Raw genomic sequence first — 24,580 nt, 5'->3', positions numbered from 1 at the left:
GACCGGCGCTCCGCGCGGTCGACCTCTCGCTGGATGTCCGTCAGCCGCGCGAAGGCGCGCAAAGGAGGTGGTGAATGAGGGTGTGCAGGAGAGCGCACGGAGCTGCCGTGGCGCTGCTCGCGACGCTGGTTGCGCCTGGCCTGGCGCAGGCGCAGGAGGTCGGGCCGCCGCCCCGGTCGCCCGCAGAGCGGACTGCGGCGGTGCTGTCCGACGCACAGTTCAAGGCGCGGTTGGAGGCGCTCGCAGCGGAGCTTCCGTCCGCGCAGATGGGACGTAACTGGAAGCGTGTGGTCGACGAGGCGCTACAGCGGGTGACCGACCTGCCGCAGGCGAGCGCGCCGGCGCTTCCGTCCTCGGACATTCTTGCGGATCCGGAGGCGCTGGGGGAGTTCGACGGCCCGACGCAGGGGTTTCCGGAGGCGGGCACGACATTCGAGCTGGGCCGGTACGAGGTCACGCTTGCGCCGGTGGTGCTGCCCGTGTCGCCGGTGGTCTGGAACCTGCCTGGCGAGCAGGGGATCCTTCCCGGCGCACGGGTGCGGCTGCCGTGGGCCGTTCCTTAGTCCAGCCTCCCGGTTGAGAAAAATCTCTGACCGGAGGCTCTCGACAGCCTCCCGGTTGAGAAAAACCTCCGACCGGAGGCTCTCGACAGGGCTTTACCCCAAGATCCTTGTTCTTGGCAGGGTTTCCGGGCGAGCGGACGGCTTCTAGAGCCCCCACGTCGCCCGAAGAGGGCGCTGGCTCCCCCCGGGCACCGTTCGCCACTGGGGGCGGCTCGGCGAGATCGAGCGGGCCATGCTGATGAAGCGGACGTGGGGCTTCGACTTGCTCCGCTGCCCCAGTGCGATCGCAAGGTTGCGGGCGCCCGCCAGCGCCTTCCACTGCGACAGAGAGGTTGCCGTCTCCGCGGCCCCTGGTGTACGTCGGCAGACGCGGGCAACGGTTGCCCCGCGTTCGCGAGCGACGCCGCCACAATGCCGGGCATCCTCGACAAGAACCCGAAGCAGATGAAGCGAGCCAGCGCCCATGCTTGAGTCGATTCACCTCAAGAACGTCGGCCCCGCGCCCGAGATGACGATGGATTTGGCGCCGAGGCTGAACCTCGTCACGGGCGACAACGGGCTCGGGAAGAGCTTCCTGCTCGACGTGGCATGGTGGGCGCTGACGCGGACGTGGGCCCGCCATCCCGTCGTCCCCACAACGAAAGGCGCGTCGATCTCGTATTCGTACACGAAGAAGACGCCCAGGCCCTACACCTACACGAGCAAGTACGACCCCGCCGCCGAGCGATGGAGCGTGAACCAGGGTCGCCCCGCGATCCCTGGGCTCATCCTCTATGCGCAGGTGGACGGAGGGTTCTCCGTCTGGGATCCGGCGCGGAACTACTGGACGGAAGACACGCCCAAACGCCCGAACGCCTACCTCTTCTCGGCGTCCGAGGTCTGGGCAGGGAACCAATACTGCGAGGGGCTGCTTCGCGACTGGGGCTCGTGGCAACGCGAGAAGAGCCGTCCCTTCGAGCTCTTGAGCAAGGTCCTCGGGGCGCTGTCGCCGTCGAGCGACGAGAAGGAGAAGCTCCAGGCGGGCGATCTACGCAAGCTCACGGTGAGCGATCCCCTCAGGTACCCGACCTTGCGCATGCCCTACGGCGAAGACGTCGCCGTCATCCACGCCTCGGCGGGGATGCGCCGGATCATCGCGCTCGCCTACCTGCTCATTTGGACGTGGGAGGAGCACCTTGCCTCTGCGAAGGTGCGCGGCGAGCGACCGGCGAAAGAGGTCGTTTTCCTCATCGACGAGATCGAGGCTCACCTGCATCCACAATGGCAGCGACGCATCGTACCGGCGCTCTTGCAGGTGATGGACATCCTCACCGGGCAACACGGTTCGCGTGTCCAGCTCGTCGCCGCGACTCACTCCCCGCTCGTCTTGGCTTCGGTCGAGCCTCACTTTGACGACGACGAGGACGCCTGGTTCGATCTCGATCTGGACCGCACGAACAAGCGATATTCCGTCAAGCTGACGCAGCGGACCTACGTGCGCCACGGCGAGGTCGGCAATTGGCTCACGAGCGAAGCCTTCGATCTGAAGGAGCCCAGATCCCTCGAGGGCGAGCGAGCCGTGAAGACGGCTCTAGCGCTGATGGACCAAGAGGCGGCCTCCGACGCCGCCGTCGTCGCTGCGGACAAGGCGCTGAGAGACGCCGGTCTGCCCGACATCGACCCGTTCTGGGTGCGATGGGGGTACTTCCGTGACCGTCGAGCAGAACAGGCACCGGCGAAGCCGACACGGAGGCGGACGTGATCCGGGTTGTCCTGGCCGCCGAGCCGCCCAGCTTCGATGATCTCGTTCGCAAGCGAGGCAAAGAGGCGATCGCGAGGCTGTTGGGCAAGCCTGTGAAGGGCAAGGGGGGCCGCAAGCCGAAGAAGACCTATGCTCGCGAGGAAGACATCCCTCCGGAGAGGTTCCCGGCCCTTTGGCGCCAGCCTCGTGAAGCCGACAGCAAGAGCACGCTCGACGACATGATGGACCTCTACGGCCAGCGGTGCGCGTACCTCGCCATGTACATCGAGAAGGCGACGGGGAGCCCGACGGTCGACCACTTCATCCCGACGTCGGCGAACTGGCGCCTCGCCTACGAGTGGTCGAACTATCGGCTCAGCGCGTTCTACGTGAACACGGCCAAGGGTGTCCTGGATGTGGTGGACCCATTCGAGGTGCGGGCAGGGTGGTTCGAGCTCGACTTCGCGACGTTTCACGTTCAGCGAGGACGCGGCGCGCCGAAGGCGCAGCATACGAAGATCGACAAAACCCTGCCCATGTTGAACCTTCGTGAATGTTGGCAGCAGCGGGAAGAATACGTGAAGCTCTATCGGCTCGGCCCGGGCAACAAGGGGATCGATCTCCCGTTCCTGGAGCACCGCGCGCCCTTCATCGCGTCCGAGCTGCGCCGCCAAGGGAAGCTCGTGCGAGGTGACACCTGAGGCTCGCGCCCGGTTGGCGCTTCCGTCCCCCGCGTCCTCACCCGTCCCCGGAAGGCCCGATCATCCTCTCCGGTCGAACGATCTCGTCGAACTTCCCCCCATCGAGGATCCCGAGCGCGACCGCCGCCTCGCGGAGGGTGGTCCCTTCCGCGTGCGCCTTCTTGGCGATCTTCGCTGCGTTGTCGTAGCCCACGTGCGGGTTCAGCGCGGTCACCAGCATCAGGCTGTCGCGCAGGTTCCGCTCGATGCGCTCGCGGTTCGGCTCGATGCCCCGCGCGCAGTGCTCCTCGAACGACGCGCAGCCGTCGGCCAGCAGCCGGATCGACTGCAGCACGTTGTGCACGATGAGCGGCTTGTACACGTTGAGCTCGAAGTTGCCGCTCGCCCCGCCGATGCCGACCGCGACGTCGTTGCCGAGCACCTGGGCGCACAGCATCGTCATCGCCTCGGCCTGGGTGGGGTTCACCTTCCCCGGCATGATCGAGCTGCCCGGCTCGTTCTCCGGGATCGTGATCTCGCCTATCCCGCAGCGCGGCCCGCTCGCGAGCCAGCGGACGTCGTTCGCTATCTTGGTCAGGCTGCAGGCGAGCACCTTCAGCGCGCCGTGCGCCGCGACGAGGGCGTCGTGCGACGCGAGCGCCTGGAACTTGTTCGGCGCGGTGACGAAGGGCGCCCCCGTGAGCTCGGCGATCCTGGCGGCGACCTTCGCCGGAAACTCCGGGTGGGCGTTGAGCCCCGTCCCGACGGCTGTGCCCCCGAGCGCCAGCTCGTGGAGCGGGGGGAGCGCGCGCTCCACCGCGGCGATGCCGGCGTCGAGCTGCGCCACGTAGCCGGAGAACTCCTGCCCGAGCGTGAGCGGCGTCGCGTCCTGCAGGTGCGTGCGGCCGATCTTGACGATGTCCGCGAACGCCGCGCTCTTCTGCGCCAGGGTCTCGCGCAGCCGGCGGACCTCCGGGAGCAGGCGGCGCTCGATCTGGAGCGCGGCGACGACGTGCATGGCCGTCGGGAACACGTCGTTCGAGCTCTGCGACCTGTTCACGTCGTCGTTCGGGTGGACCGGCGATTTCGAGCCCATCACGCCGCCGCTCATCTCGATCGCGCGGTTCCCGATGACCTCGTTCACGTTCATGTTGGTCTGGGTGCCGCTGCCCGTCTGCCAGACGACGAGCGGAAAGTGGTCGTCGAGCTTGCCGTCGATGACCTCGTCGGCCGCCGCGACGATGAGCGCGCACCTGTCCGCCGGCAGGAGCCCCAGATCGCGGTTCACGAGCGCCGCCGCCTTCTTCACGGTGCCGAGCGCGGCGATCATCTCCCGCGGGAAGCGCTCGCCCCCGATCCGGAAGTTCTCGAGGGAACGCTGCGTCTGCGCCCCCCAGTAGCGGTCGTCCTGCACCGCGATCGGCCCGAAGCTGTCCTTCTCGATGCGCGTCCCCATGGCCGCGTCTTAGCGGCGGCGAACGCGCCCCTCAAGCGGCGCGAAGCCCTGTCGCCAGCCCCTGCGCAGGCGCGTAGGCGCATTCGCGCCGCGGGGGCAAAAAGCGGGCGTGCTCTTGTTTTCCCGCCTGTTTTTTGCGAAGTTCCGGGCCGCGCACGCGCGAGAAACACGGAGATCAGCATGGCCGGCATGGACACAGTACCGCGGGAGCTGCTGCAGGCTGCCTACAGGCGCAACCCGATTCACCTGCTCAAGATCCCGCTTCATTTCGGCATCTGGGCCGCGGTCACGTGGGTGCTGTACGCGACGCAGCACCACCCGCTCGCCATCCCGATCGGGGTCGCCTGCTCGTGGTTGATCGCCAACCTCGTCCGCGGCCTCGGCGCCGTGGCGCACGACGCCGTCCACGGCAGCTGCTCGCGCTCGAAGCTCACCTCGTACGTCATCGCCCTGCTCTGCTGGGCGCCGACCGGCATGAGCGTGACGCTGTACACGAACTACCACCTTCATCATCACAAGATCGCGAACACGTATCCTGACGTCGACAACTTCGTCGTCACGGATTACACGCGGAACCCCGTCCTCGCGAGGCTCCTGCTCCTCGCCGTCTACACGTTCGCCTATCCGCTCTACTTCCTGGGCTGCATGTCGCGGTACGTGAAGCGGCTCTCACCGATCCAGCACGTCAGGATGCTCCTGGAGCTCGTCGCCTTCTATGGCCTCATGGCCTTCTTCTTCTGGGTCATGCCGCTCCAGGTGTTCTTCTTCTTCTACATCCTGCCGTTCGTCTTCGGCGCCATCCTGGCCAGCGTGACCTCGATGATCGAGCACTACGAGATGCTCCCGGGGGAGGACGCCTACAGCTCTCGCACCTACGGGACGAGCGCGCACGTCACGAACTTCCTCTGGAACAACGTCACGTACCACAACGAGCACCACAAGTTCCCGGGCATCCCGTTCTACAACCTGCGCAGCTTCCACGAGGCGGCGTATCCCTACTACGATGACCGGGTGAAGTCCGCCTGCCACCCGTCGATCGTCGGCCTCGCCTTCTCGCTGTACGGCCGCATCCTGAAGCTCGATATCGCGAAGCTCGACGAGCGGTACCGCGGACTCAACAAGGACGACGAGCGGCGGAAGATGATGGCGCTGAACGGCATCCAGCCCGGCGCGACCGCCTGAGCCGGACGAAGGCTCAATTCGCGGCGAAGCAGTAGATACGGCCCGCGCCGCCCACGGCCACGAGCTGCTGCTGGCTGCAACCCGCGGGGGCGTGCACGGAGTTCCACGAGTTGTAGGGGGCCTGGCCGTTCATGTTCGGACCGAGGCCGTCGGAGTGCCCAACCTGCGGCCCGGGCGTGGCGGTGGACGATGTCCAATCATTGCACGTGGCGGCCAGGGCCGTGCCGTCCGCCGCCGAGCCCGTGAGGATGTCGTGCTCGATCGGCGTGGGAGAGCCCTGCCACTGGCCGTTGATGCGGTTGCCCTTGTGATCGACGAAGAGCTCCGGGTTGCCCCCGGGCAGCGCGTGCAGCGCCTCGACAGTCGCGGCCACCGTGACGCCCTTGGCGTTGACCCAGGGCCCCTTGCCGATGCGATCGCGGGCATCCTCCGTGCTCGTGCTCAGGTACGCGCGCCACGTGCGGCCGCCGGCGCCCACTTCGGCCGCCAGCGCCTGGCAGGTCGCGTCCGCGCCGGCGATCCCCCCGAGATCGCCGCCGCTGTCGCTCGGGGTGGACACGAAGAAGCCCAGGGATGAGGTGCCCGGGTCCCCGCCGGCCCCGGTAGCGGGCCCGCCTGCTGTCCCCGCGCCGCCCTCGCCTGCGCCGCCCTCGCCTGCGCCGCCCGATCCGCCCGTCCCAGCAGCGCCGCCCCCTCCGACGCCCGTGCTCCCTGACCCGCCGTTGCCCCCGGTACCGCTGCCCGAGGCGCTGCTGGTCGAAGCGCTGCTGCTGCTGGCCTGGTCATTACTCGTACCGCTAGAATCGGATTCATCCGAGCAGGCCGTAGAGGTGACGAGGAATGCTGCGGAAAGGACGAAGTAGATCTTGTGCACGGCAGAGCTCCTGAGTGGGCGAATGGCGCGCACGATACCGACAGCTCACCCCTTGCCGCAACCTCGAGCGCGAAAATGCGCGAGACGCGCAGGAATGCGCGAACATGCCAGCGGGATTGAGATAGGCCGAACGAGGAGGCAGCGCGATGGGCCTCGCGGCTGACCGGTCGGGTCAACGTGCTCTCCTGCGCTTCCGTGGAGGGGACGTTGCGCATTTCCGGTGCTGTTGCCCCCTGTTACGCTCGCTCCCATGGCGCGCACAGCCCCCGTCCCGAATATCCCCGCGATCCCCGGTATGAACCCCGGCGTCTTCATCATGGGCGGCGGCGGCGGCAGCGGCGGCAAGGGCGGCAAGGGGAGCGGCAAGGACCAGGGCGCCGACGGCTCCAACGGGGGCAACGGCGCCAACGGAGATGGGTGACCCTCCGGAGCTATACTTACGACGAGCGCGGCGACCTCGTCGCCGATACGGACGCTGAGGGCTGCGTCAGCCGCTACACCTACGACGATCACCGGCTGACGTCGCGCACGGATCCCGAGGACCTCACCTTCCATTTCCGGTACGACGAGCGTGGTCGCTGCGTCGAGACCTGGGGCGATCACCCCGATCCGGGGCGCCTCGGCCTCGCGGAGGGCGTCCCAGATACGCTCGCCGATGGCACGAAGGCCCGGGGGATCTACCACTGCAAGCTCGTCTATGGCGACGACGGGTACTCGGAGGTGGCGGACTCGATCACCGTGCACCGCTACTTCGCCAACGAGTTCGGCAAGCTCGACAAGGCCGTATCCGGCGGGGCCGTCTACTGCCGCACCTACGATGAGAACGGCAATCTCCGCTCGTTCACCGACCCGCTCGGAGCCACCACGACCTGGGTCCGCGACGCCCGCGGCCGCACGCTCCGCGTGAGCGATCCGCTGGGCCGCACCACCGTCATCGAGCGCGAGCCGGACGGGCACATCCGTCGCGTCACCGACCCGGCTGGCGGCGTCACGGAGGTGACGCGCACCGCGGGCGCCCTGTACTGGACCGATCCGATCGGCGCGACCTTCGAGGTCCGCATCGAGGCGCGGGGGCTCATCACGGAGACGGTCGCACCGAACGGCGCGCGCACGCGCTTCGCCCACGACGCGCAGGGCAACGTGATCCAGAAGATCGACGGGACAGGCGCCGTCACCGAGCACGTCTACGATTACTGGGGACGTTGCCTTTCGGTGCGCGACGCGCTCGGGCACATCACGTCGTACGCCTACAACGACCGGGGCGATCGCGTCGCCGTGCGCCACCCGGATGGGGGCGTGACCCGCTATGCCCACGATCGCAACGGAGACGTCGTGCGCATCGATCACCCGGACGGCACCTCAACGCGCTTCGATCGCGGAGGTCTCCACAAGGTCTGCGCGATCCGGCGCCCGAACGGCGAGGTGAACCGGCTCGGCTACGATCGCGAGGGTCACCTCGTGCGGGCCGAGAACGCGCGGGGGGACGTGTACCTCATGCGGTACGACGCCGCGGGCTGCATGGTGTACGAGCGGACGTTCGCCGGGCTGGAGAAGCACTACCGGCACGACATGGCCGGGCAGCTCCTCCACGAGAAGACCGGCGCGGGCGAGCTCACGGAGTTCACCTATGACGCGGCCGGACAGCTGGTCCAGCGCACCCTGCCGGACGGCGCCACGGCGTCGTTCGAATACGACCATTGCGGGCAGCTGATCGCCGCCGTCACGCCTGCCGGAGAGCTCACGTTCACACGCAACGCCGTGGGCTGGGTCGTGGAGGAGCGGCAGCTCGCCTCGGGGGAAGCGTTCTTCGTGCGGCGCACGTACGATCTCATGGGCGACGTCGTGCAGCGGACGACGTCGCTGGGCCACTCGGCCGCCTTCGCGCGGGACGCCTGCGGCCGAGCCACGCAGGTCGTGCTGGACGGGCGCACCGCGGTCGGGGTCGCGCACGACGCGCTCGGGCGCGAGATCGCCCCGTGCGCCGCCGCGCCGTCGTGGCGCTTCCAATGAGTCACGAGGCGACGGCCCTCGCGGTGAGCGCGGCCCTTGTCGAAGCGAGCGTGAACCAGTGCGCCCGCCGCGAGGACGACGATGCTCCCGTCGGCGTCGAACCCATCGATCGGCAGAAGCGGATCGCGGACGAGCGAGATCAGGCCAGGGCGCTCACCGCGCTCGGCGCGGCGATGGCAGCCGGCCCGGCGCGCGCCGAGGTGCTCGCGTGGGCCACGGACGCCGCACGGCGCACCACCAACGTCGAGTTCCGCGGGGATGGCCTCCTGAGCCTCGCCGAAATCATCGGGGGCGAGGCGGGATACGCGCTCGCGCGGGAAGCGCTCGCCGCGTATCGGACCACGGAGAACGCGGAGGAGCGAGCGCACCAGATGCTCTTCGTGGCGAAGGGGTTGCCTCCGGAGGAAGGGATCGCCGTCGTGCGCGAGGCGCTCAGAAGCCTCCGCGACTGCGGCGGCGATCCTGGCGATGTCGAGCTCTTCGCCAGGCGTTTCCCGCGCGCGGTCGCCGAGGCGCTCTGGCCCGACGCGGAGGCGCTGCCCGGGCCCGCGCGAGCGCGAGCGCTCGCCGGGCTCGCGCGGGCCCTCAGCGATCCCGATCGCGTGCGCGCCGCGTTCGCCGCGGTGGAGCAGCACATCGAGCCGTACGACCTGAACGAGCGCTGGACGCTCGCGCGGCTTGTGCCGCACCTCGCCGCCCCGGAGGCCCGCCGCGCCGCGGCGCTCGCTCCACGGTTCGGCGAGCAAGCCACCGAGCTCTTCGAGGGCCTGATCCCGCGCCTCAGCGCGCTGGGCGATCCCGCCGAGGACCTGCTCGAGACGCTGCCGGAAGCGTCGCGCGTGCGCGCGCTGGCCCGGAGCCTCCCCTTCGCCGCAGAGCCGGCGCGGCTACGGGCGTGGATCGACGAGGCCATTCGGAAGGCCGAGCCGCTCGATCGCTACGGGCTGCTGTTCGACGTGGGCCCCTGGTTCGCGGCGACGGGCGATAGCTACGCGCTGCTCGCCGCGGTCGGGCCGCTCAGCGACGCTGGCCGCCTGAGCGCCCTCGGCTTCCTGGCGCGCCGCGATTCCGCGCACGCGCCCGAGCTGGCGCGCAGGGCCCTACCGCTGGCCCTGCGCTTCGGCACCGCCGAGCCGAACCGCCTGCTCGACCTGGTACCGCTGGCCCGCTATTTCCCGGCCGAGGGGGCCGCCGCGGCGCTCGGCTTCCTGCTCGACGCGGTGGCCAGCGACTATCGCCATGCCGCGCTCGCGGGCGACGGCGTGAGCCTCGACAAGCTCGCGCCGCTCATCGCGGCGCTCGCGGGCGACGACGGCCTGGCCGGCGCGGCGCGCGAGGTGGTGCAGATCGCAGCGTGGTTCCCCTGAGCGCCGCGGTGCTCGCGGCCTGCCGTCAGGGCCTGCCGCCCGCCCTGGCAGCGCGCCGGCGCCATCCTCGGCGGCCAATGGCGCCCAGGCCCGGCACGGACCAGCTATCGATTCTTCGTCGTCATCGCCTTCACGACCGCATCGGTCGCCGTGACCAGGGACCTCCTGAAGGCGTGCAGCCGCTGCTCCGCCGCCGATCCCTTCTCGGCCGGCTGGTTTGGCGCGAAGCCGAACCAGGACATCGACAGCCCGAGGAGGATGACGAACAGGTCCTCGGCGCACCGCTTCGGCGTCGCCCCGAGGTCGTAGGCCCCGGCGAGCTCCTCCACCTTGGCGGTCGCGACGTCGTGCTGCGCCTCGTCGGGGAGCTCGAGCTGCCTCCACATCATCATCCGCACGCTCTTCGGATTCTCGACCAGGTGATCGAAGACGCCTGCGACGAAGGCCGGCAGGTCCGACGGGTCGAAGGGCACGGCGTCGAACGCGATCTGGCACCGCTCCTCGAGCACGCTGCGGAACAGACCCTCCTTGGAGCCGAAATAGGCGTAGATGGCCTGCTTGTTCGCCGAGGCCCGCTCGGCGATGCGGTCCACGCGCGCGCCAGCCAGCCCTCGCTCGGCGAACTCGTCGAGCGCAGCGTCAAGGAGCCTCTTCTTGGTCGCCGCCGAATCGTAGCGCATGGGTGGATCCTTCATGGAGCATACGCCGTGGCGCGCGGCAAGAAGAGCGCACCGCCCACGGTCGAGCCGCAACCTCCGGGCCTCCCTCGCGCGGCTCGCCAGCGGCCGTTCGCCCCGCGCTGCGGCATCGCCGCTCCGCCCAGTTGACACGGCCCAGACCGCTCCCTAGATTTAAACCATCCAGTTGGTTTAACACCGAGGAGGGCGTCGTCGATGACGATGGCGCCGCGGTGTCGAGATTGCAGGCGCGGGCGTTCCCGGTGCGCCAGGGCGCTGCCGGCCGCGGCGCCGCGACGAGGACGACGCCCGGAGAACCGGAGAAGGGACGGAGCGATGGCGGATCCGCAACCGAACAAGAACGACGACGTGAGCGCGCTCTTCAAGCCATTCGAGCTGAAGGGGCTGAAGCTCGAGAATCGGTTCGTCATGGCGCCCATGACGCGCCAGCGATCGCCGGGCAACGCGCCGGGCGAGCCGAACGTCGATTATTACACCCGGCGCGCTGCCGCAGACGTCGGGCTGATCCTGTCGGAAGGAACGGTCGTGGAGCGGCCGGGCAAGCTTCACCTCCGCGACGTCCCGCACTTCTATGGCGAGCGGGCGCTGGACGGCTGGCGAAAGGTCATCGACAGCGTGCACAGGGCGGGAGGGAAGATGGCGCCCCAGCTATGGCACGTCGGGCTCGCCAAGCAGGATCCGAACGGCCACGAGGAGCCCGCGGCCCTGGAAGGCCCGGCGAACATGTCCCGCGACGACGTGCACGCCACCGTGCGGGCCTTCGGCAAGGCGGCGGCCGACGCGAAGCGCCTCGGCTTCGACGCCATCGAGATCCATGGCGCCCACGGGTACCTCATCGATCAATTCTTCTACGAGGTGACGAACCAGCGCACCGACGAGTATGGAGGAAAGACGATCGGCGAGAGGAATCGCTTCGCCGTCGAGATCCTCGAGGCCGTTCGAGAGGCCGTCGGGCCGGAGATGGTCGTGATCCTCCGCCTCTCGCAGTGGAAGGTGGGCGCGTACGATCACAAGATCGCGAAGACGCCGAAGGAGATGGAGCAGTGGTTATTGCCGCTCGCAGAGGCGGGCGCCGATGTGCTCCACCTCTCCCAGCGACGCTACTGGGAGCCCGAGTTCGCCGGCTCCGATCTGAACGCCGCGGGATGGGCGAAGAAGATCACCGGCAAACCCACGATCACCGTGGGGTCGGTCGGCCTGTCCGGCGATCTCTTCGGGAACTTCGCGGGCGAGGCCTCCGCGCCGCAGGGGCTCGGCGAGCTCGTGCGCCGCTTCGAGCGCGGCGATTTCGATCTCGTCGCCGTCGGGCGTCCCTTGCTCAGCGACCCGGCATGGGTGCAGAAGATCAAGACCGGCCGGACCTCGGAGCTGACGGAGTTCACCAGGGAGAGCCTTGGTCGGTACTTCTGACTCGGGCGGTCCTTCATGAACATTTTTACAGGAGCTACGGTGTAACACATGAAGATTGCCATTGTCGGCGCCGGTAGGATTGGAAGCGCCTTTGCCTTTCAGCTCGCGCGAGCGGGGCACGAGGTGACGGTGGTCGCCCGTGGAGAGCGGCTGGAGCAGCTGCGGCGGGACGAGGCGATCGTGAGCGCCTCGGGGGAGCGCGCGGCGGTGCGCGTGAGCGCCGCGCTGGACGCGACGACGCCGTGGGATCTCGTGCTCGTGACGGTGCTCGCGCACCAGGTGGACGCGGTGCTCCCTGCGCTGGCCGAGAGCGCGGCGAGGTCCGTGATGTTCATGTTCAACACCTTCGAGCCGCTGGGCCGCCTCCGAGAGGCGGTGGGCCCGGCGCGCTTCGCCTTCGGCTTCCCTGCGATCCTGGCGACCCTCGAGGACGGCAAGCTGACGTCGAAGATCGTCACCCGAGGCATGGTCACCACGGTGACGGACGCGGCGTGGGCGAAGGTCTTCACGGACGCCGGCATTCCCGCCGTGGTGCACGCCGACATGGAGAGCTGGCTGCGCACGCACGCGGCGCTCGTCGCGCCGGCGATGGTGGCTATCGTCACGGCGCACGCGCGGAACGCAGGCGTGTCGTGGGCAGAGGCGATGCGCCTCGCGCGCGCCCTGGAGGAAGGGCTCCGCGTGGTGCGCCGCCTCGGAAACACCATCACGCCGGAGCCGATTGGGACGCTGAGCCGCCTGCCCACGCCGGCGGCGGCCGCGCTCCTGTGGGGGCTCAGCAGGGTCGACGCCGTCCGCAAGACGGGCGCCGTCGGGCCTGGCGAGCCGCGCGCGCTGATCGACGCGATTGCCGCCGCGGCGCCGGGTCAAACGCCGACGCTGCTCGCCATCCGCCCCTGAACCCCTGAAGGAGAAGCCAGCGAGCCCCTCCACGAGGGCACGAAGCGCCCCGCCCTCGTGAAGACGCCTGGGATGTCGTCTGTCGTCTGGCCGGCGCTAGGACGGGCTCTCGTCGACGGAGCCCAGCGCGTCGTCGGGCTCGCCGGCGCCCGTCGATGCCCCGAGGCCGTGCCGCTCGATGAGCCGGCGAAGCTGCGTCCGGTGCATGCCGAGCGCCCGCGCCGCGGCCCGCACGTTGCCGCCTTGCTCGCGCAGCGCCGCCTCGATGCGGGCGCGCTCGCCGGCATCGAGCGGGGGGGCGCGCGAGGGCAGCGTGCGGCGCGCCCGGGGCGCGGCAGGCGCGCTGTCTCGGCCTCCGGCGGGCGGGGCGCCGGAGGGCGGGTCGGGCTCGAAGAGGGCGCCGGCGCTCGGGCTGAGGTGCGCGGCCTCGACGCGCGAGGCCCCCTGCATGAGCGCGCTCTGGGCGGCAGCGCGCGCCTCGACAAGGAGCTCGCGCACGTTGCCCGGCCAGGGCCGCAGCAGGCACGCCTCGACCAGCGAGACGTGGAGCCCCAGCTCGGGCGCGAGCTGCCGCACTTGCTGCTCGATCAAGAGGGCCATCTCTTCGAGGCGCCGCCGCAGGGGCGGCAGCTCGACGGCGGGGCGCCCCAGGCGAAAGTAGAGGTCCTCGCGCAGCCGCCCGCTCGCGACCTGCGCGCGCAGGTCGCGGTGGCTGGCGGAGCAGAAGGCAAAATCGACCTTCTTCGGCCTGGACGCGCCGAGCGCGAGCACCTCGCGCGTCTCGAGCGCGCGCAGGAGCTTGGCCTGCACCTCGAGGTCGAGCTCGCCGATCTCGTCGAGAAAGAGGGTGCCCCCCTCGGCCGCCTGGAGATACCCCTGCGCGTCGGCGTTGGCGCTCGAGTAGGTGCCGCGCTGCACGCCGAAGAGCAGGCGCTCGGCGATGCCCTGCGGGATGGAGGCGCAGTTGACAGGCACGAAAGGCCCGGCGGCGCGCGGGCCTTCCTCGTGAAAGGCACGGGCGACACCCTCCTTGCCGGTGCCGCTCTCGCCGCGGATGTGCAGCGAGAGCCCGAGCTCGGCGGCGCGCGCCGCCTCGGCCAGCCGTCGCTGCATCGCCGGGCCCCGCACGAACCCCTGGCGCGCCACGACGCCCTGGCGCGCCAGGGGGCCGACGTCGATCGAGGGCACGAAGAGCGAGTCGCCGAGGCGCACGACGCACGTCGCCTCGCGCGGCGCCCCCGCCGGCAGCGGCTCCCCGTCGACGAAGGTGCCGTTCTGGCTGCCGAGGTCCTCGACCCAGAAGCGCCGCCCATCGAAGCGGAAGCGGGCATGGCGCCGCGACATGCGAGGGTCCTTCGCCTCGCCGAGCGCCGCCGAGCCGCGACCGAGCTCGAGCGCCTCGCCCTCGAAGGGCAGCGCGCTGGCCAGGGTCACCCCGGCGCCGAAGACGCGGACGAGGCCCGGTGCGGCGGCGGGCCCACCGCTGCTCGAGGCGCGATGCCCGCTCGGCTGCAGGGTCGACCCGTCGTCCGTCATCCCACGGTCAGTATAGGTGCCTGGCGCCGACGGGTGTGCCCATAGCGGTGTCCACAGCGGTGCCCGAGCCGGTGCCCGGAGCGGGGGCTCCAAGGGGGGACACGAGGCGCAGCGTCCCGCGGCGGCGCGCGCGGGCCTGCGCTGGATCGGGCCGGAGGCAGAGCGACTGGCACGCGCCTCGCTAACCACCTTCACGAAAGGCCGTCGCGAAAGGCCGTCGCGTCCGCGGAGCATGCCGCGCGCGGCGGCACCGACGTCCGCGGTGGCCGGGTCGACGCCACCACGCCGCGCCCCCCGAGCCGGGGGGCGCGAGGCCATCCATCGACGACGCCGCGCCACGCGCAGGCGTCGCGAGCCAGCTCAGGAGGAAATCATGTCGAATCATGTCCACACGCGCGCCCGCCGCAGCTCGGTCCTGTCTCCTGTCGTCTTGGTTGTGCTCGGCGCGCTCGCGGCCGGGTGCCTCGCCGATGCGGAGCCCGCGCCGGAAGCGCCGAACGACACCGGCGTCGGCGAGCAGCCGATCGTCAGCGTGGGTTCGCCGGTCGCCGGCCCCGCCACCGCGAGCGCGACCTTGCCCGCGGCCGGCATGAGCGCCGTGCCGGCGAGCACGCCGATCAGCGACACGACGACGAGCGCCATCCGCCTGGCGAGCTTCTCGAACGGGGCGAACCTCGCGGCCGGGCCGACGAGCGACCGCGCAAGCTGGCGCAACGCGGCCACGACCGACCCCTTCTCGGCGCCTCCGGCGCTCAGGACGCACCTCGACGAGGCGCTCGCGAGCGCGGACGCGAAGGTCGCCGCCGCGCTGGACGAGGCCGACGCCACGGCGACGCTGGCCGCTTTCAGGGCGATGTTCCCCGGGGGACTCTCGGCCAGCGTGACGCAGGACTTCGACGGCTTCGGCGCCGCGCGCGCCCGCTGGCTGAAGCGCTCGATCGAGAAGACAGGCACGTTCAACTACCCGGACCCGCGCCTGTTCGGCGAGGCGCGCCAGCGCGGCGCGCGGCTGTACTGCGCGGCCCGCGAGGTGCAACGCCAGCAGAGCGCGCGCGGCAAGCGGTCGATGGGTCGGAGGGCGCTCGCCGAGCTCAAGCTCTTCGGCCACACGGTGGACCTGCTCGTCATGGAGCCGACGGTGGTGCTCGACGGGCCCGAGCGCTTCACCGGCTCGGGCGCCAACGACGGCGCGCAGGCGTTCGTCGTGCCCATCCTCGCGGGGGGCAAGCTGACGCCGATCGGCAACATGGGACTGCCGGGCTTCGGCGAGATGCGCGCGCCGCTCGCCTTCGTCAGCGCGGACGGCGAGGTGGTGAACGACGCGTCGCTCGATCCGACGACAGGCGCCTTCCGCCGGCGCTTTCAGACCGTGACGCACGCCGACGCGGTGGTCTCGCGCCGGGCGGTCGTGCGGCCCGACCCCGTCAGGTTCCCGCTGTTCGATATCGGCGTCGTGCACGTGTACCTCGATCTCGACGCGCGCGCCGACATCGGCACGCTGAGCACGCCGAACGAACGGCTGCTCGGCCACACCTCGGGCACGCTGCCCTTCGGCCTGACGCCGCGGCCGATGGCCCCCATCGGCTCGATCGTCGCGCCCTTCCCGGTGTCGTGGGGCGACATGCCGATGATGCTCGGCTCGGGCACGGCCGCCACGCCGACGCCGGTCGCGCCGGCGTCGGGCCTGCGCTGGTTCTTGCTGTCGCCCTCGGGAGCGGGCGACATGGGCCTGATGCCGGTGACGAACCCGATGCTCGCGCGCATGATCCAGGACGATGATCACACCTTCACGGTGCGGCACAGCGCGGGCATGGAGGCGGTATTGACGGCGGGCGCCGGGTTCGACATCGGCATCTTCGCCATGTGGCTCGACGTCTCCGGCGGGCTCGGGGTCAACGGCGGCCAGGAGCAGGTGCTGCGCGATGCAGTCGCGCTCGAGAACCAGCAGCCCGTCACGGCGCTCTCGGTGACCCCCCGCGGCTTCGTGAACGCGACGTACTCGGCGGGCATCAAGCTGCACCTGCGCTTCGGGCCCTTCGGCTTCGACGTGCCCATCGTCAACACCCGCGGGACGCTGGCCGAGACGACGACGGGCGACTGGCCCGAGGCGAACCGCTTCCGCATGGGCACCGGCTCCGGCACGGGAGCGCCCCTGACGCAGCCGAACGTCCAGTCGCACCTGCCGCTCGACGGCGCCTTCTCGAGCTTCCCCGTCGACGTGAACACCTGCCTCGCCGACACGGCGCCGAACCCGCCGACGCCGCCGCCTTGCGCGGCCGATGGGCCGAGCGGCGCGCGCCCGGCCGTGAACATCTGCCTGACGGGCCGGGCGGTCTCCGGCTTCCCCTACCCGTCGAACGTCTGCGCCGACCCCGCTTCGTACTCGAGCACCCTGCGCGCCAGCGGGTTCAGCGCGGCGCAGGCGAAGTGCGTCGAGGCCCAGCTCAGCCTCGTGTGCGCCCCTGTCTCGACGCAGACCAGCTCGACGACCGTGAACCACGTGACCGACATTCGCTTCAACCCCGACGGCAGCATCGACACGAGCGCCATCGGCGCCGAGGCCAAGGCGGTGAGCGAGGTGATGCAGCAGTGCGAAGACGCCTTCGGCGCAGGCGCGGCGCGCGCGCTCTTCGGCGTCGAGGCCTGCGACGACCACGCGAAGCCCTTCAGCCCGAATCGACCGCCCTTCAGCGTCACCGCCGGCGGCACGACCATCCGCCCGCCGAGCTGCGAGTGAAGGCGGCGCCCGGGGCCGGAGGGCCGCATCCTGCCTCCCGCCCCGGGGCGTCCCTGCGGGGCTGTCGGAGCGCGGGGGCCTGCGTCCAGCAGGGGCCGCGGTCCCCCGAGTGGTGAGGGCGGCGAGCACGACGAGCGCGACGAGGAGAATGACCGATGAGGAACGGAACCTGGCGAGACGAGCGACGTGGGCGCGGCGTGCGGGCCGCCGGAGGCGTCTCGGGGGCGTGGCGCGCGCGATCGATGCTTGCGCTCCTGGCAGCGGGCGCGTGCGGCGGCTGCGCGCTGCCCGGGCCCGGGGATCCCGAAGACGCAGCGCAGGCGGCGCCGGACGCGCCCCCTTCCGGGATCGAGGCCGGCGGCGGCGGCGAGCCCGCCGACGCGCTGCCGCCCGGCGCGGCGACGGGAGGCGCCGAGGAGGACACGATTTACGAGATCCCCGATCTCAGGGCGCTGCTGCCTTATGACCCCACGAAGCGTCCTGGCAGCAACGGTCCGGGGATCTACGTGGTGGCGGCCAGCGACAGCACCTACTGCTTTCTCAACGATCAAGGCGTCCCGTCCTTTTGCCCCGAGCGGTTCGTCAACGCCGGGGGGAGCGTCAAGCTCGAGTTCCGCAGCGCGACGAACCCCACCGCGGTGTACTCGTCCGCCGTGAGCGCGTCGCGCAGGCTGCCCGGCGAGACGGCCTTTCGGCCGGTCGTGCTGCGAAGCGTGCGCGCCGTCGGGATGGAGCTCGAGATCGAGGTTGCGCTCGACGGCGTCGTGCTCCCGCCCGTCCGGGGAGCGGCGCTCTCCTCGTTCAAGCTCGAGGTGGCCGGCCCCGGGGGCCTGTTCTTCCGCTACGAGCTGATGGTAGAGCCGCCGGGCCCGGCGCCGCTGGCGCCGCCGTCTCCGGATCCGGAGCCGCGCTCCTGGTTCCGACGGTACAACGTCAAATACCGGGTGGTCCCCGCCGGGGCCGATCCGGGCGCCTCCAGGTGGCGCCGCCACTGCAGCGTGGCCGGCGTCGATCTCCGGGCGTCGTTCGTGGGGGAGAGCAGGGTCGACGGGCTCTTCGCCACCGTCACGCGCGACGCCAGCGCGACCACGATGAGCTGTGAGACGGGGGCCATCGACACGTGCCTCTCGTGGGGATATGCCCCCTGGCGGACCGAAACGGCGAGCACCGACGAGGGCCGCTTCCTGTTCGGCGCCTGCCTGCACGCGAAGCGCGCGGCCTACTTCGCGGGCCCCGCGGGCGGCGCGGAGCGCACGACCAGCTTCACGCGCCCGGGCACCCCGATCGTCGTGCGCGACAAGCTGGGCATCCTTCCGGGCGCCGACCCGACGCACCTCGAAGCGATCTGGAGCCCTGAGGGCGCGAAGTGCCTGAACGTGGAGAACCTGCGCATCTCCGAGTTCCACGACCACGTGGCCTCGCTGTCCTCGCTGCCCCCGTGCACGGCCCACTGGTCCACCATCGGCGCGTTCGCCACGGGGCGCGTCGGGCCGCCCGGCCCTTCGACGTGGTGAGTAGGCCGCCTCGCGGGCGGGTCAGGGCCGGCCAGCACATCTTGGGGCTCGATCCGCACGGGGCCTACCGAGCGAGGCTCGCGAGAGCGCGCCGTCCTGGCCTCGCGCGGCCGGCGTGGGGGGTGATTCGGCGCTCGCCTCGCGACGCGAGGAGGGCTGACCGCTCCGCGCGCTCGCTCCTACAAGCGCTCGATGATGACGCTCCGGGTCTGGTCGTCGAAGCTCTGGGCGGCGAGGTTCGCGTCTGTCGTGAGGACGCGCGACCCGGTCGAGTATTGCAAGAACCAGTCGTAGAGCGTCACCTGGAAGCCGGGGGGGACGCGGACGGAGCTGACCCTCTGGTCCCAGTTGGCCCAGGGGCCGCCGAAAAAGACGGCGGAGCCGACGCCGTACAGGAACGATTCGCCCGAGAAGTTGGCGTGCTCGTAGAAGGTGACGACGTCCAGCTGCGGGTCCGAGGCGTTCGAGACGACGATGCCCGAGAGCACGTCGTTGAAGCCCGCGGCCACGAGATCCGTGTCCGAGGTGAAGATGCGCACCTCGCCCCCGAAGTTGTGGTGGATGAAGGCCGTGACCCGGAGCCCGGCGGGGACCTTGATGGCGCTCGCGCGGTTGTCGCCGATGATCGTCGTGTTCAGGAGGTTGTGGTGGCCGATCCCGAAGCCCTGCGAGATGCCGGAGAAGTTCGAGAGATCGTGGAGCACGACCTGGTTGCTGGGGTGGACGGTGGGGCCGGCGGCGATCGTGGCGTCGATCCACGCCCGGTGGCGCGCCACGTCGACGCCGGTGACCGTCGCGTGCAGGTTCGTGCCGTTCTGTCCGTTCGTGGCCGAGAACACGGCGACCTGGCGCCCGTCGACGAACCACGGGCCGCCGGAGTCGCCGCTCCAGCCCGCGCCCGTCACGCCGGTCGCCTTGAGCTCCTCGACGGAGTGCCAGCCATTGATGTGGATGGTCGCCTTCTTGAGCGACGGCGCCATCACGAGCGGCGTGCCCTCGCTCCCCCAGCCGTAGGCCGTCGCGTCCCTGCCGATCCAGGTCGACGTCGCCTCGGCGAGCTGGACGAACGGTCCATCGGCGTCCTCGGTCAGGTGGAGCAGCGCGATATCGGCCACGGCCGAGGGCACCTCGACGGCGTCGACCGCGATGCGCTGGCCCGCGAGGTACGTGTTGCTGCCGACGCGCACGGCCGACGTCTCGCCCTCGTCCGCGATGCAGTGCTGCGCGGTGAGCACCCAGCGCGCCGCGACGAGGGTGCCTGTGCACTGGTAGAAGTCGCCCGTGCTCCGCACGTCGAAGACCTGCACGGCCCAGGGGCTCGCCTCGGCGAGCTCGCCGCCGATGATCGCGGACGAATGCGACCCCAATGCATCGAGCGTCTCGTCGGACGCGCCTTCAATCGAGCAGCCCGTGGAGAGGCCGAGCGCGGCGCCCGCGCACACCGCGAGACCAAGCTGATGACCAAGTTGTCTCTTCTTCATTCTGCCTCCACATCATGATTCTGTTCAGACGATCGTTCGCGCCCACGGAGTCCGCCTCCGCCAGGAGCCAGTGCTCGTCAGCAAGCCGAGTGACGGGGCCTGTGATTGCGTCGTGCCGGGCTCGGCGACGGCATCTCCAAGCAGACCCATGGGGGCACCAGGCTGAAACCGGTGAAGGGACAGCCGGAGCGGCAGGCCCGGAGGCGGGCGTACGAAATCCGCCCGCGACGGCTCAAGAATCGCGCCCAGAGTATGCTGCGCTACCCGGAGCGGCGCCAGACGGCGATCTGGAACGGCCGCGTTCGAGGCGTGGAACGAGGCGGCATCCCGCCGCACCTCGCCCGCGCCGGCAGCCTCCAGCGACACCTTGACCCCCTCGGACGTCACCTGCGGCGGACGCGCTCGATCAACGATACGGTCCCTGCCGCGGCGCCTCACCATCGAGCGCCGACACGTCCACGTGCTCGTCGAGCCCCTCGAGGTCCTTCACGTGCCACTCGACCAGCATGCAGCCCGCGCAGATGTACGCCTCGAGCTTGCCGACCCTCCGGCTGCGCCAGACGCTCGGCTGCGCGATGGCGAGCTCGTTCCGCCCGTCGGCGTCCGCGTCGAGGACCTTGGGCGCGTGGAGGATCTTCCTCGCGCCGCAGGCGGGGCAGCGGAGCTCGTCGCGCATCGACGCGGATCGCCGCTCGAGCAGCGCCTGGACCTCGCGCTCGAGCCGCCCCACCCGCTCCTCGAGGGAGCGCTCCGCCGGCGCGCTCGCGGCGTGGGGCTCGGTGACGGGATCCGCGACGGGCGCGCTCGCGGCGCGGGAAAGCCGGACGCCGCAGCCCGGGCAGAAGACATGGGCCTCCGCGTTCGAGCGGCCGCACGTGGGGCAGTGCATGCCGACAGGATACGGGCGATTTCCCGCGGAGCGAACAGCAGGAAGGCCCGATCTCACGCCACCAGGATCTCCACGGCCACGAGCCGGTCCTCGCGTGTCCCGTCACCGGCCTGCTCGTGCGGGTTCCAGCCCCAGAACCACGCCGTCCGTCGCGGCTGGCTGAAAGCGGGAGATCCAGCGCTCTACACGACCAGCCTGACCCGAGCCTAGGACAGACAACGAGAAAACATGTCTTGGTTCAAGAGAGAGAGGCGTTCGAAAGGCGACCCGCAGGCGAAGGGGAGCGGCGCGGAGGCGTTCCGAGAATACCTCGATGAATACAAGCGCGAGCTTCTAACGCTCATTGCTGAACGAGAGTTCTCCAAGCGTGCGGCCGAGCCACTCGCGCCGTGGCTCTGCTACCATTTCCCTCTCCAGTTCGATCGGCGGGAGCTCGACGCGCGGGGCGTCGACTTCCTCGTCTACGCCGAGAAGGACAGCTTCTTCTGGCATACGCTGGACGGGGCTGCGTGCATGAAAGCGTTCCTCGCGCATTTCAGGGCGCTTCCTCTCGATGGTCGAATCGCGTACTTCAAACGCTTTGATCTGGGGCCAAGGTGGGTAGACCGAGAGGCTTGGTTCGATCTGGCCTTCGATGACGAGCGGGTCGGCGATCCGGACTACGACCTGGCGCATGCCGAAATCTTTGAACCGCGCTCGACACGCGGTGAAGCGCCCCGCAGCTAGAGCGACCAACGGGCTAAAATCGCCTGAAAGCGCAGAAATTCGCGACAAAACCAATTGCCGCCCTGAACGTCACGATGACAAGGTCGCAGGTTGTCTTCGGACGCGAATGTGCTATCCTGATGTCTCATCATGGACGTTATCTTTCGACGCACCGGCGAGCGGCGGTACGCCGTCGTCGTGGAGGTCGCCGGCAAACAGCCCCAGGCGATGGATCCGGCGCCTGGGTTCGACGACCACATTCCGCACGACCTCGTCCACTACGTCGTGGAGGCCGAGCTCGGCTTGACGTCGGGCGTCTTCGGTCGTGCCGCGAGCGGCGGCGGTACCTTTATCTCGGCCGCGCCCGGCGACCGGAGCCCGCGCGAACGGGCGCGCGAGCGGCGGAAGCAGCTGCGCCGGGAGACGTCGCTTCGCAACGCGGACGAGGGCAGGCAGCACGACATGGTCACGTCGGAGCGCCTCGCCGCCGTCTGCGACCTGATCTGGAGGCGCCGCCAGGGGCAGCGCCCGGATGCCTCGCGGCCCGCGCCGCGCGAGTCGCTCTCGGGCGAAGATGCCCGGCGAGTCGATCGCATCGTCGTCCGGCTCGAAGAGCTGGCGCCCTTGTGGAACCAGCTGCCGGTGGGCGGTGAGCTCGCCTTCACATGGCCGAGCGTCGTGCCGAAGGCTCCAGGCCAGCGAGACGAGCGCCGCGTCGTGTGATGTCGGCTCCGCGGGAGAGCCGCTGACCGACCCGGGCTTGGCGCTCTACGCCCGCGACGGCGGCGTGTTCCTCGGCGCGAGCGAGGTGTAGGATGCCCCCTTGAACCAGCCCACACCATCCGGCCCCGATCTGCTCGACGTCCTCGAGGCGCGGTTCAACTTCCGCGAGCTCCGCCCAGGCCAGCGCGCGGTCATGGATGCCTTGCTCTCGGGCCACAGCGCGCTCGCGGTCTTCCCGACGGGCGGCGGCAAATCGCTCTGCTACCAGCTCCCCGCGCTCCTGCTCGACGGGGTCACGATCGTCATCTCTCCGCTGATCGCGCTGATGAAGGATCAGATCGATTTCCTCAGCGCGCGCGGCATCGCCGCGGTCCGGCTCGACTCGTCGCTGTCAGCCGACGACGCCGCGGAGGCGCACAGGGATCTGCGCTCGGGCAAGACGAAGCTGCTCTATGTCGCCCCCGAGCGGTTCGTGAGCGAGCGGTTCATGGCGCTGCTGAAAGAGCTCAAGATCGCCCTCTTCGCGGTGGACGAGGCCCACTGCATCTCCGAGTGGGGACACAACTTCCGCCCCGACTACCTGAGGCTCGCGGACACCGCCCGGGCGCTCGGCGTGCCGCGCGTGCTCGCGTTGACGGCCACCGCGACGCCCGGGGTCGTGCGCGACGTCTGCGCCACCTTCGGCATCCGCGAGGAGCACACGGTCATCACCGGCTTCTACCGACCGAACCTCGAGCTCCGCGCGACGGCGGTGAGCGCGAGCGCGCGCGACCGGGTCCTGATCGAGCGCCTGCGATCCCGGCCGCCCGGCTCCACCATCGTCTATGTCACGCTCCAGAAGACCGCCGAGCACGTGGCCGAGAAGCTCGCTTCTGCGGGGCTGCCGGCGCGCGCGTACCACGCCGGGATGGAGGCGGCGGAGCGCGCGCGCGTGCAGGACGACTGGATGCAGAGCGACCGCGGCATCGTGGTCGCCACCATCGCGTTCGGGATGGGGATCGACAAGCCCGATGTGCGTTATGTCGACCATTACAATCTCCCGAAGAGCCTCGAGAGTTACAGTCAGGAGATCGGCCGAGCCGGCAGGGATCAGGCGCACTCGGTGGTCGAGATCTTCGTGTGCGGCGACGATCTGCCGGTCCTCGAGAACTTCGCGTACGGCGACACGCCGACCGAGGACGCGCTCCACGGGGTGGTCGGCGCCGTGCTCGCCGCGCCCCAGGTGGAGCTCGGCCTGCACGCGCTGGGGACGCGCCACGACGTCCGGCCGCTCGTGCTCCGCACCGCGCTGACCTACCTCGAGCTGATGGGCGCGGTCCGGCAGCTCACGCCGCACTACGCCGGCTACGAGGTGCGGCTCCACCGCACGCTCGAGGAGGTCATCGCGTCGGTGAAGGGCGAGCCGGCGCGGTTCCTCGAGGCGCTCTTCGGCCATGCGAAGAAGGGGCGAGTCCTGTACGCGATCGACCCGGCCGCCGCCGCCGCCGCGCTGGAGCAGCCGCGCGAGCGGGTGGTGCGCGCGCTCGAGTACCTCGAGCGGCAGGGGCTCGCGGAGCTCAAGGCGTCGGACATCCGGCACCGCTTCGTGCGCGTGGCCTCGATGGACGACGCGGGCGCCCTCGTCGGCGAGCTCCTCGCGCGCTTCGCGAGGCGCGAGGACGCCGAGATCGGGCGCGTGCGGCAGGTGATCGAGCTGCTCACCTCGGCGCGCTGTCACGCCGCCGCGCTCGCCGCGTACTTCGGCGAACGCCTCGACGCCGCGTGCGGGCGCTGCACCTTCTGCCGCGCCGGCGTCGCCGTGACGCTGCCGGAGCCGGCGCACGCGCCGCCGATGCCGGTGGGGCTCGACGTCGACGCGTTCACGGCGCTGCGCGCGGCGCACGCGGGCGCCCTGGGCCATCCTCGCCAGGCGGCGCGGTTCCTCTGCGGCCTCTCGAGCCCGGCGACCACCCAGGCCAAGCTCGCGCGCGATCCGCTCTTCGGCGTCCTCATCACGCGCCGGTTCGCCGAGGTGCTCGACTGGTGCGCCGGGCTCCCCCGCCTCGTCGGCGCCGCAGCGGCGACCTGACCCTGAGCGAGCATCTCCATGACGAGGAGCGACGCAACAGCTCGCCGCTCGCGACATGCGGCTCCGC

At 70.5% G+C, this 24,580-nt stretch carries 20 protein-coding genes; 14 read left to right on the top strand and 6 right to left on the bottom strand.

The window, feature by feature from the left end; translation table 11 throughout:
• Nucleotides 1-107: 107 nt before the first annotated feature.
• The 3 genes from WME95_RS49915 to WME95_RS49905 all read left to right on the top strand — a co-directional run bounded on the left by WME95_RS49915 (nucleotide 108) and on the right by WME95_RS49905 (nucleotide 2,984).
• Entirely contained in the window at nucleotides 108-563 is a 456-nt protein-coding gene (locus WME95_RS49915; protein ID WP_437906220.1) for a hypothetical protein, read from the top strand.
• Between the two features lie 463 nt (nucleotides 564-1,026).
• Nucleotides 1,027-2,304 carry an AAA family ATPase gene (locus tag WME95_RS49910; protein WP_437906219.1) on the top strand — a complete coding sequence of 426 codons (1,278 nt, stop codon included), beginning with the start codon at nucleotides 1,027-1,029 and terminating at the stop codon, nucleotides 2,302-2,304.
• Entirely contained in the window at nucleotides 2,301-2,984 is a 684-nt protein-coding gene (locus WME95_RS49905; protein ID WP_437906218.1) for a hypothetical protein, read from the top strand. Before WME95_RS49910 ends, WME95_RS49905 begins: the two co-directional genes overlap by 4 nt.
• Nucleotides 2,985-3,021: 37 nt before the next feature.
• Here the strand turns inward: WME95_RS49905 and fumC are convergent, their stop codons facing one another.
• The gene (gene fumC, locus WME95_RS49900) at nucleotides 3,022-4,419 is read right to left on the bottom strand and encodes a class II fumarate hydratase (RefSeq protein ID WP_437906217.1); all 1,398 of its coding nucleotides are present in this window, start codon (nucleotides 4,417-4,419) and stop codon (nucleotides 3,022-3,024) included.
• Nucleotides 4,420-4,608: 189 nt separating this feature from the next.
• Between fumC and WME95_RS49895 the strand changes: the two genes are divergently transcribed.
• Nucleotides 4,609-5,601, top strand: coding sequence for a fatty acid desaturase family protein (locus WME95_RS49895; RefSeq protein WP_437906216.1), 993 nt, complete (start codon nucleotides 4,609-4,611; stop codon nucleotides 5,599-5,601).
• Nucleotides 5,602-5,614: 13 nt separating this feature from the next.
• On the opposite strand, the gene WME95_RS49890 is transcribed toward WME95_RS49895, so the two are convergent.
• Nucleotides 5,615-6,475 carry a hypothetical protein gene (locus WME95_RS49890; protein WP_437906215.1) on the bottom strand — a complete coding sequence of 287 codons (861 nt, stop codon included), beginning with the start codon at nucleotides 6,473-6,475 and terminating at the stop codon, nucleotides 5,615-5,617.
• 250 nt (nucleotides 6,476-6,725) lie between these two features.
• Between WME95_RS49890 and WME95_RS49885 the strand changes: the two genes are divergently transcribed.
• The 3 genes from WME95_RS49885 to WME95_RS49875 are packed head-to-tail and all read left to right on the top strand — an operon-like array spanning nucleotide 6,726 to nucleotide 9,852.
• Entirely contained in the window at nucleotides 6,726-6,896 is a 171-nt protein-coding gene (locus WME95_RS49885; RefSeq protein ID WP_437906214.1) for a hypothetical protein, read from the top strand.
• Nucleotides 6,893-8,485 carry a hypothetical protein gene (locus WME95_RS49880; RefSeq protein WP_437906213.1) on the top strand — a complete coding sequence of 531 codons (1,593 nt, stop codon included), beginning with the start codon at nucleotides 6,893-6,895 and terminating at the stop codon, nucleotides 8,483-8,485. Before WME95_RS49885 ends, WME95_RS49880 begins: the two co-directional genes overlap by 4 nt.
• The gene (locus WME95_RS49875) at nucleotides 8,482-9,852 is read left to right on the top strand and encodes a hypothetical protein (RefSeq protein ID WP_437906212.1); all 1,371 of its coding nucleotides are present in this window, start codon (nucleotides 8,482-8,484) and stop codon (nucleotides 9,850-9,852) included. The genes WME95_RS49880 and WME95_RS49875 overlap by 4 nt, the downstream gene beginning before the upstream one ends.
• A gap of 104 nt (nucleotides 9,853-9,956) precedes the next feature.
• On the opposite strand, the gene WME95_RS49870 is transcribed toward WME95_RS49875, so the two are convergent.
• A complete protein-coding gene (locus tag WME95_RS49870; protein WP_437906211.1) occupies nucleotides 9,957-10,532 on the bottom strand; it encodes a TetR family transcriptional regulator in 576 nt (191 codons plus the stop codon).
• A 333-nt stretch (nucleotides 10,533-10,865) separates the two neighbouring features.
• Here WME95_RS49870 and WME95_RS49865 point away from each other — a divergent pair, with 333 nt between their 5' ends.
• Both WME95_RS49865 and WME95_RS49860 read left to right on the top strand, forming a co-directional pair.
• Nucleotides 10,866-11,960: an NADH:flavin oxidoreductase gene (locus WME95_RS49865; protein WP_437906210.1), complete on the top strand. Its 1,095-nt coding sequence runs from the start codon at nucleotides 10,866-10,868 to the stop codon at nucleotides 11,958-11,960.
• A gap of 48 nt (nucleotides 11,961-12,008) precedes the next feature.
• A complete protein-coding gene (locus WME95_RS49860; RefSeq protein WP_437906209.1) occupies nucleotides 12,009-12,860 on the top strand; it encodes a ketopantoate reductase family protein in 852 nt (283 codons plus the stop codon).
• Nucleotides 12,861-12,956: 96 nt separating this feature from the next.
• Here WME95_RS49860 and WME95_RS49855 read toward each other — a convergent pair whose 3' ends face one another.
• Nucleotides 12,957-14,396 carry a sigma 54-interacting transcriptional regulator gene (locus WME95_RS49855; RefSeq protein WP_437906208.1) on the bottom strand — a complete coding sequence of 480 codons (1,440 nt, stop codon included), beginning with the start codon at nucleotides 14,394-14,396 and terminating at the stop codon, nucleotides 12,957-12,959.
• A 373-nt stretch (nucleotides 14,397-14,769) separates the two neighbouring features.
• Between WME95_RS49855 and WME95_RS49850 the strand changes: the two genes are divergently transcribed.
• Together WME95_RS49850 and WME95_RS49845 are read left to right on the top strand one after the other, a co-directional pair.
• Complete coding sequence (locus tag WME95_RS49850; protein WP_437906207.1) at nucleotides 14,770-17,133, top strand: hypothetical protein; 2,364 nt, start codon at nucleotides 14,770-14,772, stop codon at nucleotides 17,131-17,133.
• Nucleotides 17,134-17,288: 155 nt separating this feature from the next.
• Nucleotides 17,289-18,647, top strand: coding sequence for an ADYC domain-containing protein (locus WME95_RS49845; RefSeq protein ID WP_437906206.1), 1,359 nt, complete (start codon nucleotides 17,289-17,291; stop codon nucleotides 18,645-18,647).
• Between the two features lie 179 nt (nucleotides 18,648-18,826).
• Here the strand turns inward: WME95_RS49845 and WME95_RS49840 are convergent, their stop codons facing one another.
• Nucleotides 18,827-20,128, bottom strand: a complete 1,302-nt coding sequence (locus tag WME95_RS49840; protein WP_437906205.1) for a trypsin-like serine protease — start codon at nucleotides 20,126-20,128, stop codon at nucleotides 18,827-18,829.
• 406 nt (nucleotides 20,129-20,534) lie between these two features.
• Complete coding sequence (locus tag WME95_RS49835) at nucleotides 20,535-21,017, bottom strand: hypothetical protein (RefSeq protein ID WP_437857145.1); 483 nt, start codon at nucleotides 21,015-21,017, stop codon at nucleotides 20,535-20,537.
• Nucleotides 21,018-21,245: 228 nt separating this feature from the next.
• Between WME95_RS49835 and WME95_RS49830 the strand changes: the two genes are divergently transcribed.
• The 3 genes from WME95_RS49830 (at nucleotide 21,246) to WME95_RS49820 (ending at nucleotide 24,513) form a co-directional block, all read left to right on the top strand.
• Nucleotides 21,246-21,743 carry a hypothetical protein gene (locus tag WME95_RS49830; protein WP_437906204.1) on the top strand — a complete coding sequence of 166 codons (498 nt, stop codon included), beginning with the start codon at nucleotides 21,246-21,248 and terminating at the stop codon, nucleotides 21,741-21,743.
• A gap of 129 nt (nucleotides 21,744-21,872) precedes the next feature.
• Nucleotides 21,873-22,445 carry a hypothetical protein gene (locus WME95_RS49825; RefSeq protein ID WP_437906203.1) on the top strand — a complete coding sequence of 191 codons (573 nt, stop codon included), beginning with the start codon at nucleotides 21,873-21,875 and terminating at the stop codon, nucleotides 22,443-22,445.
• Nucleotides 22,446-22,545: 100 nt separating this feature from the next.
• Nucleotides 22,546-24,513 (top strand): RecQ family ATP-dependent DNA helicase, encoded by a 1,968-nt coding sequence (locus WME95_RS49820; protein WP_437906202.1) that lies wholly within the window; start codon nucleotides 22,546-22,548, stop codon nucleotides 24,511-24,513.
• The last annotated feature ends 67 nt before the right edge of the window (nucleotides 24,514-24,580 follow it).

It is taken from the genome of Sorangium sp. So ce327 (genome assembly GCF_051530205.1).
GTDB lineage: Bacteria > Myxococcota_A > Polyangia > Polyangiales > Polyangiaceae > Sorangium > Sorangium cellulosum_B.
This window is presented reverse-complemented; position numbering and strand designations above follow the sequence as displayed.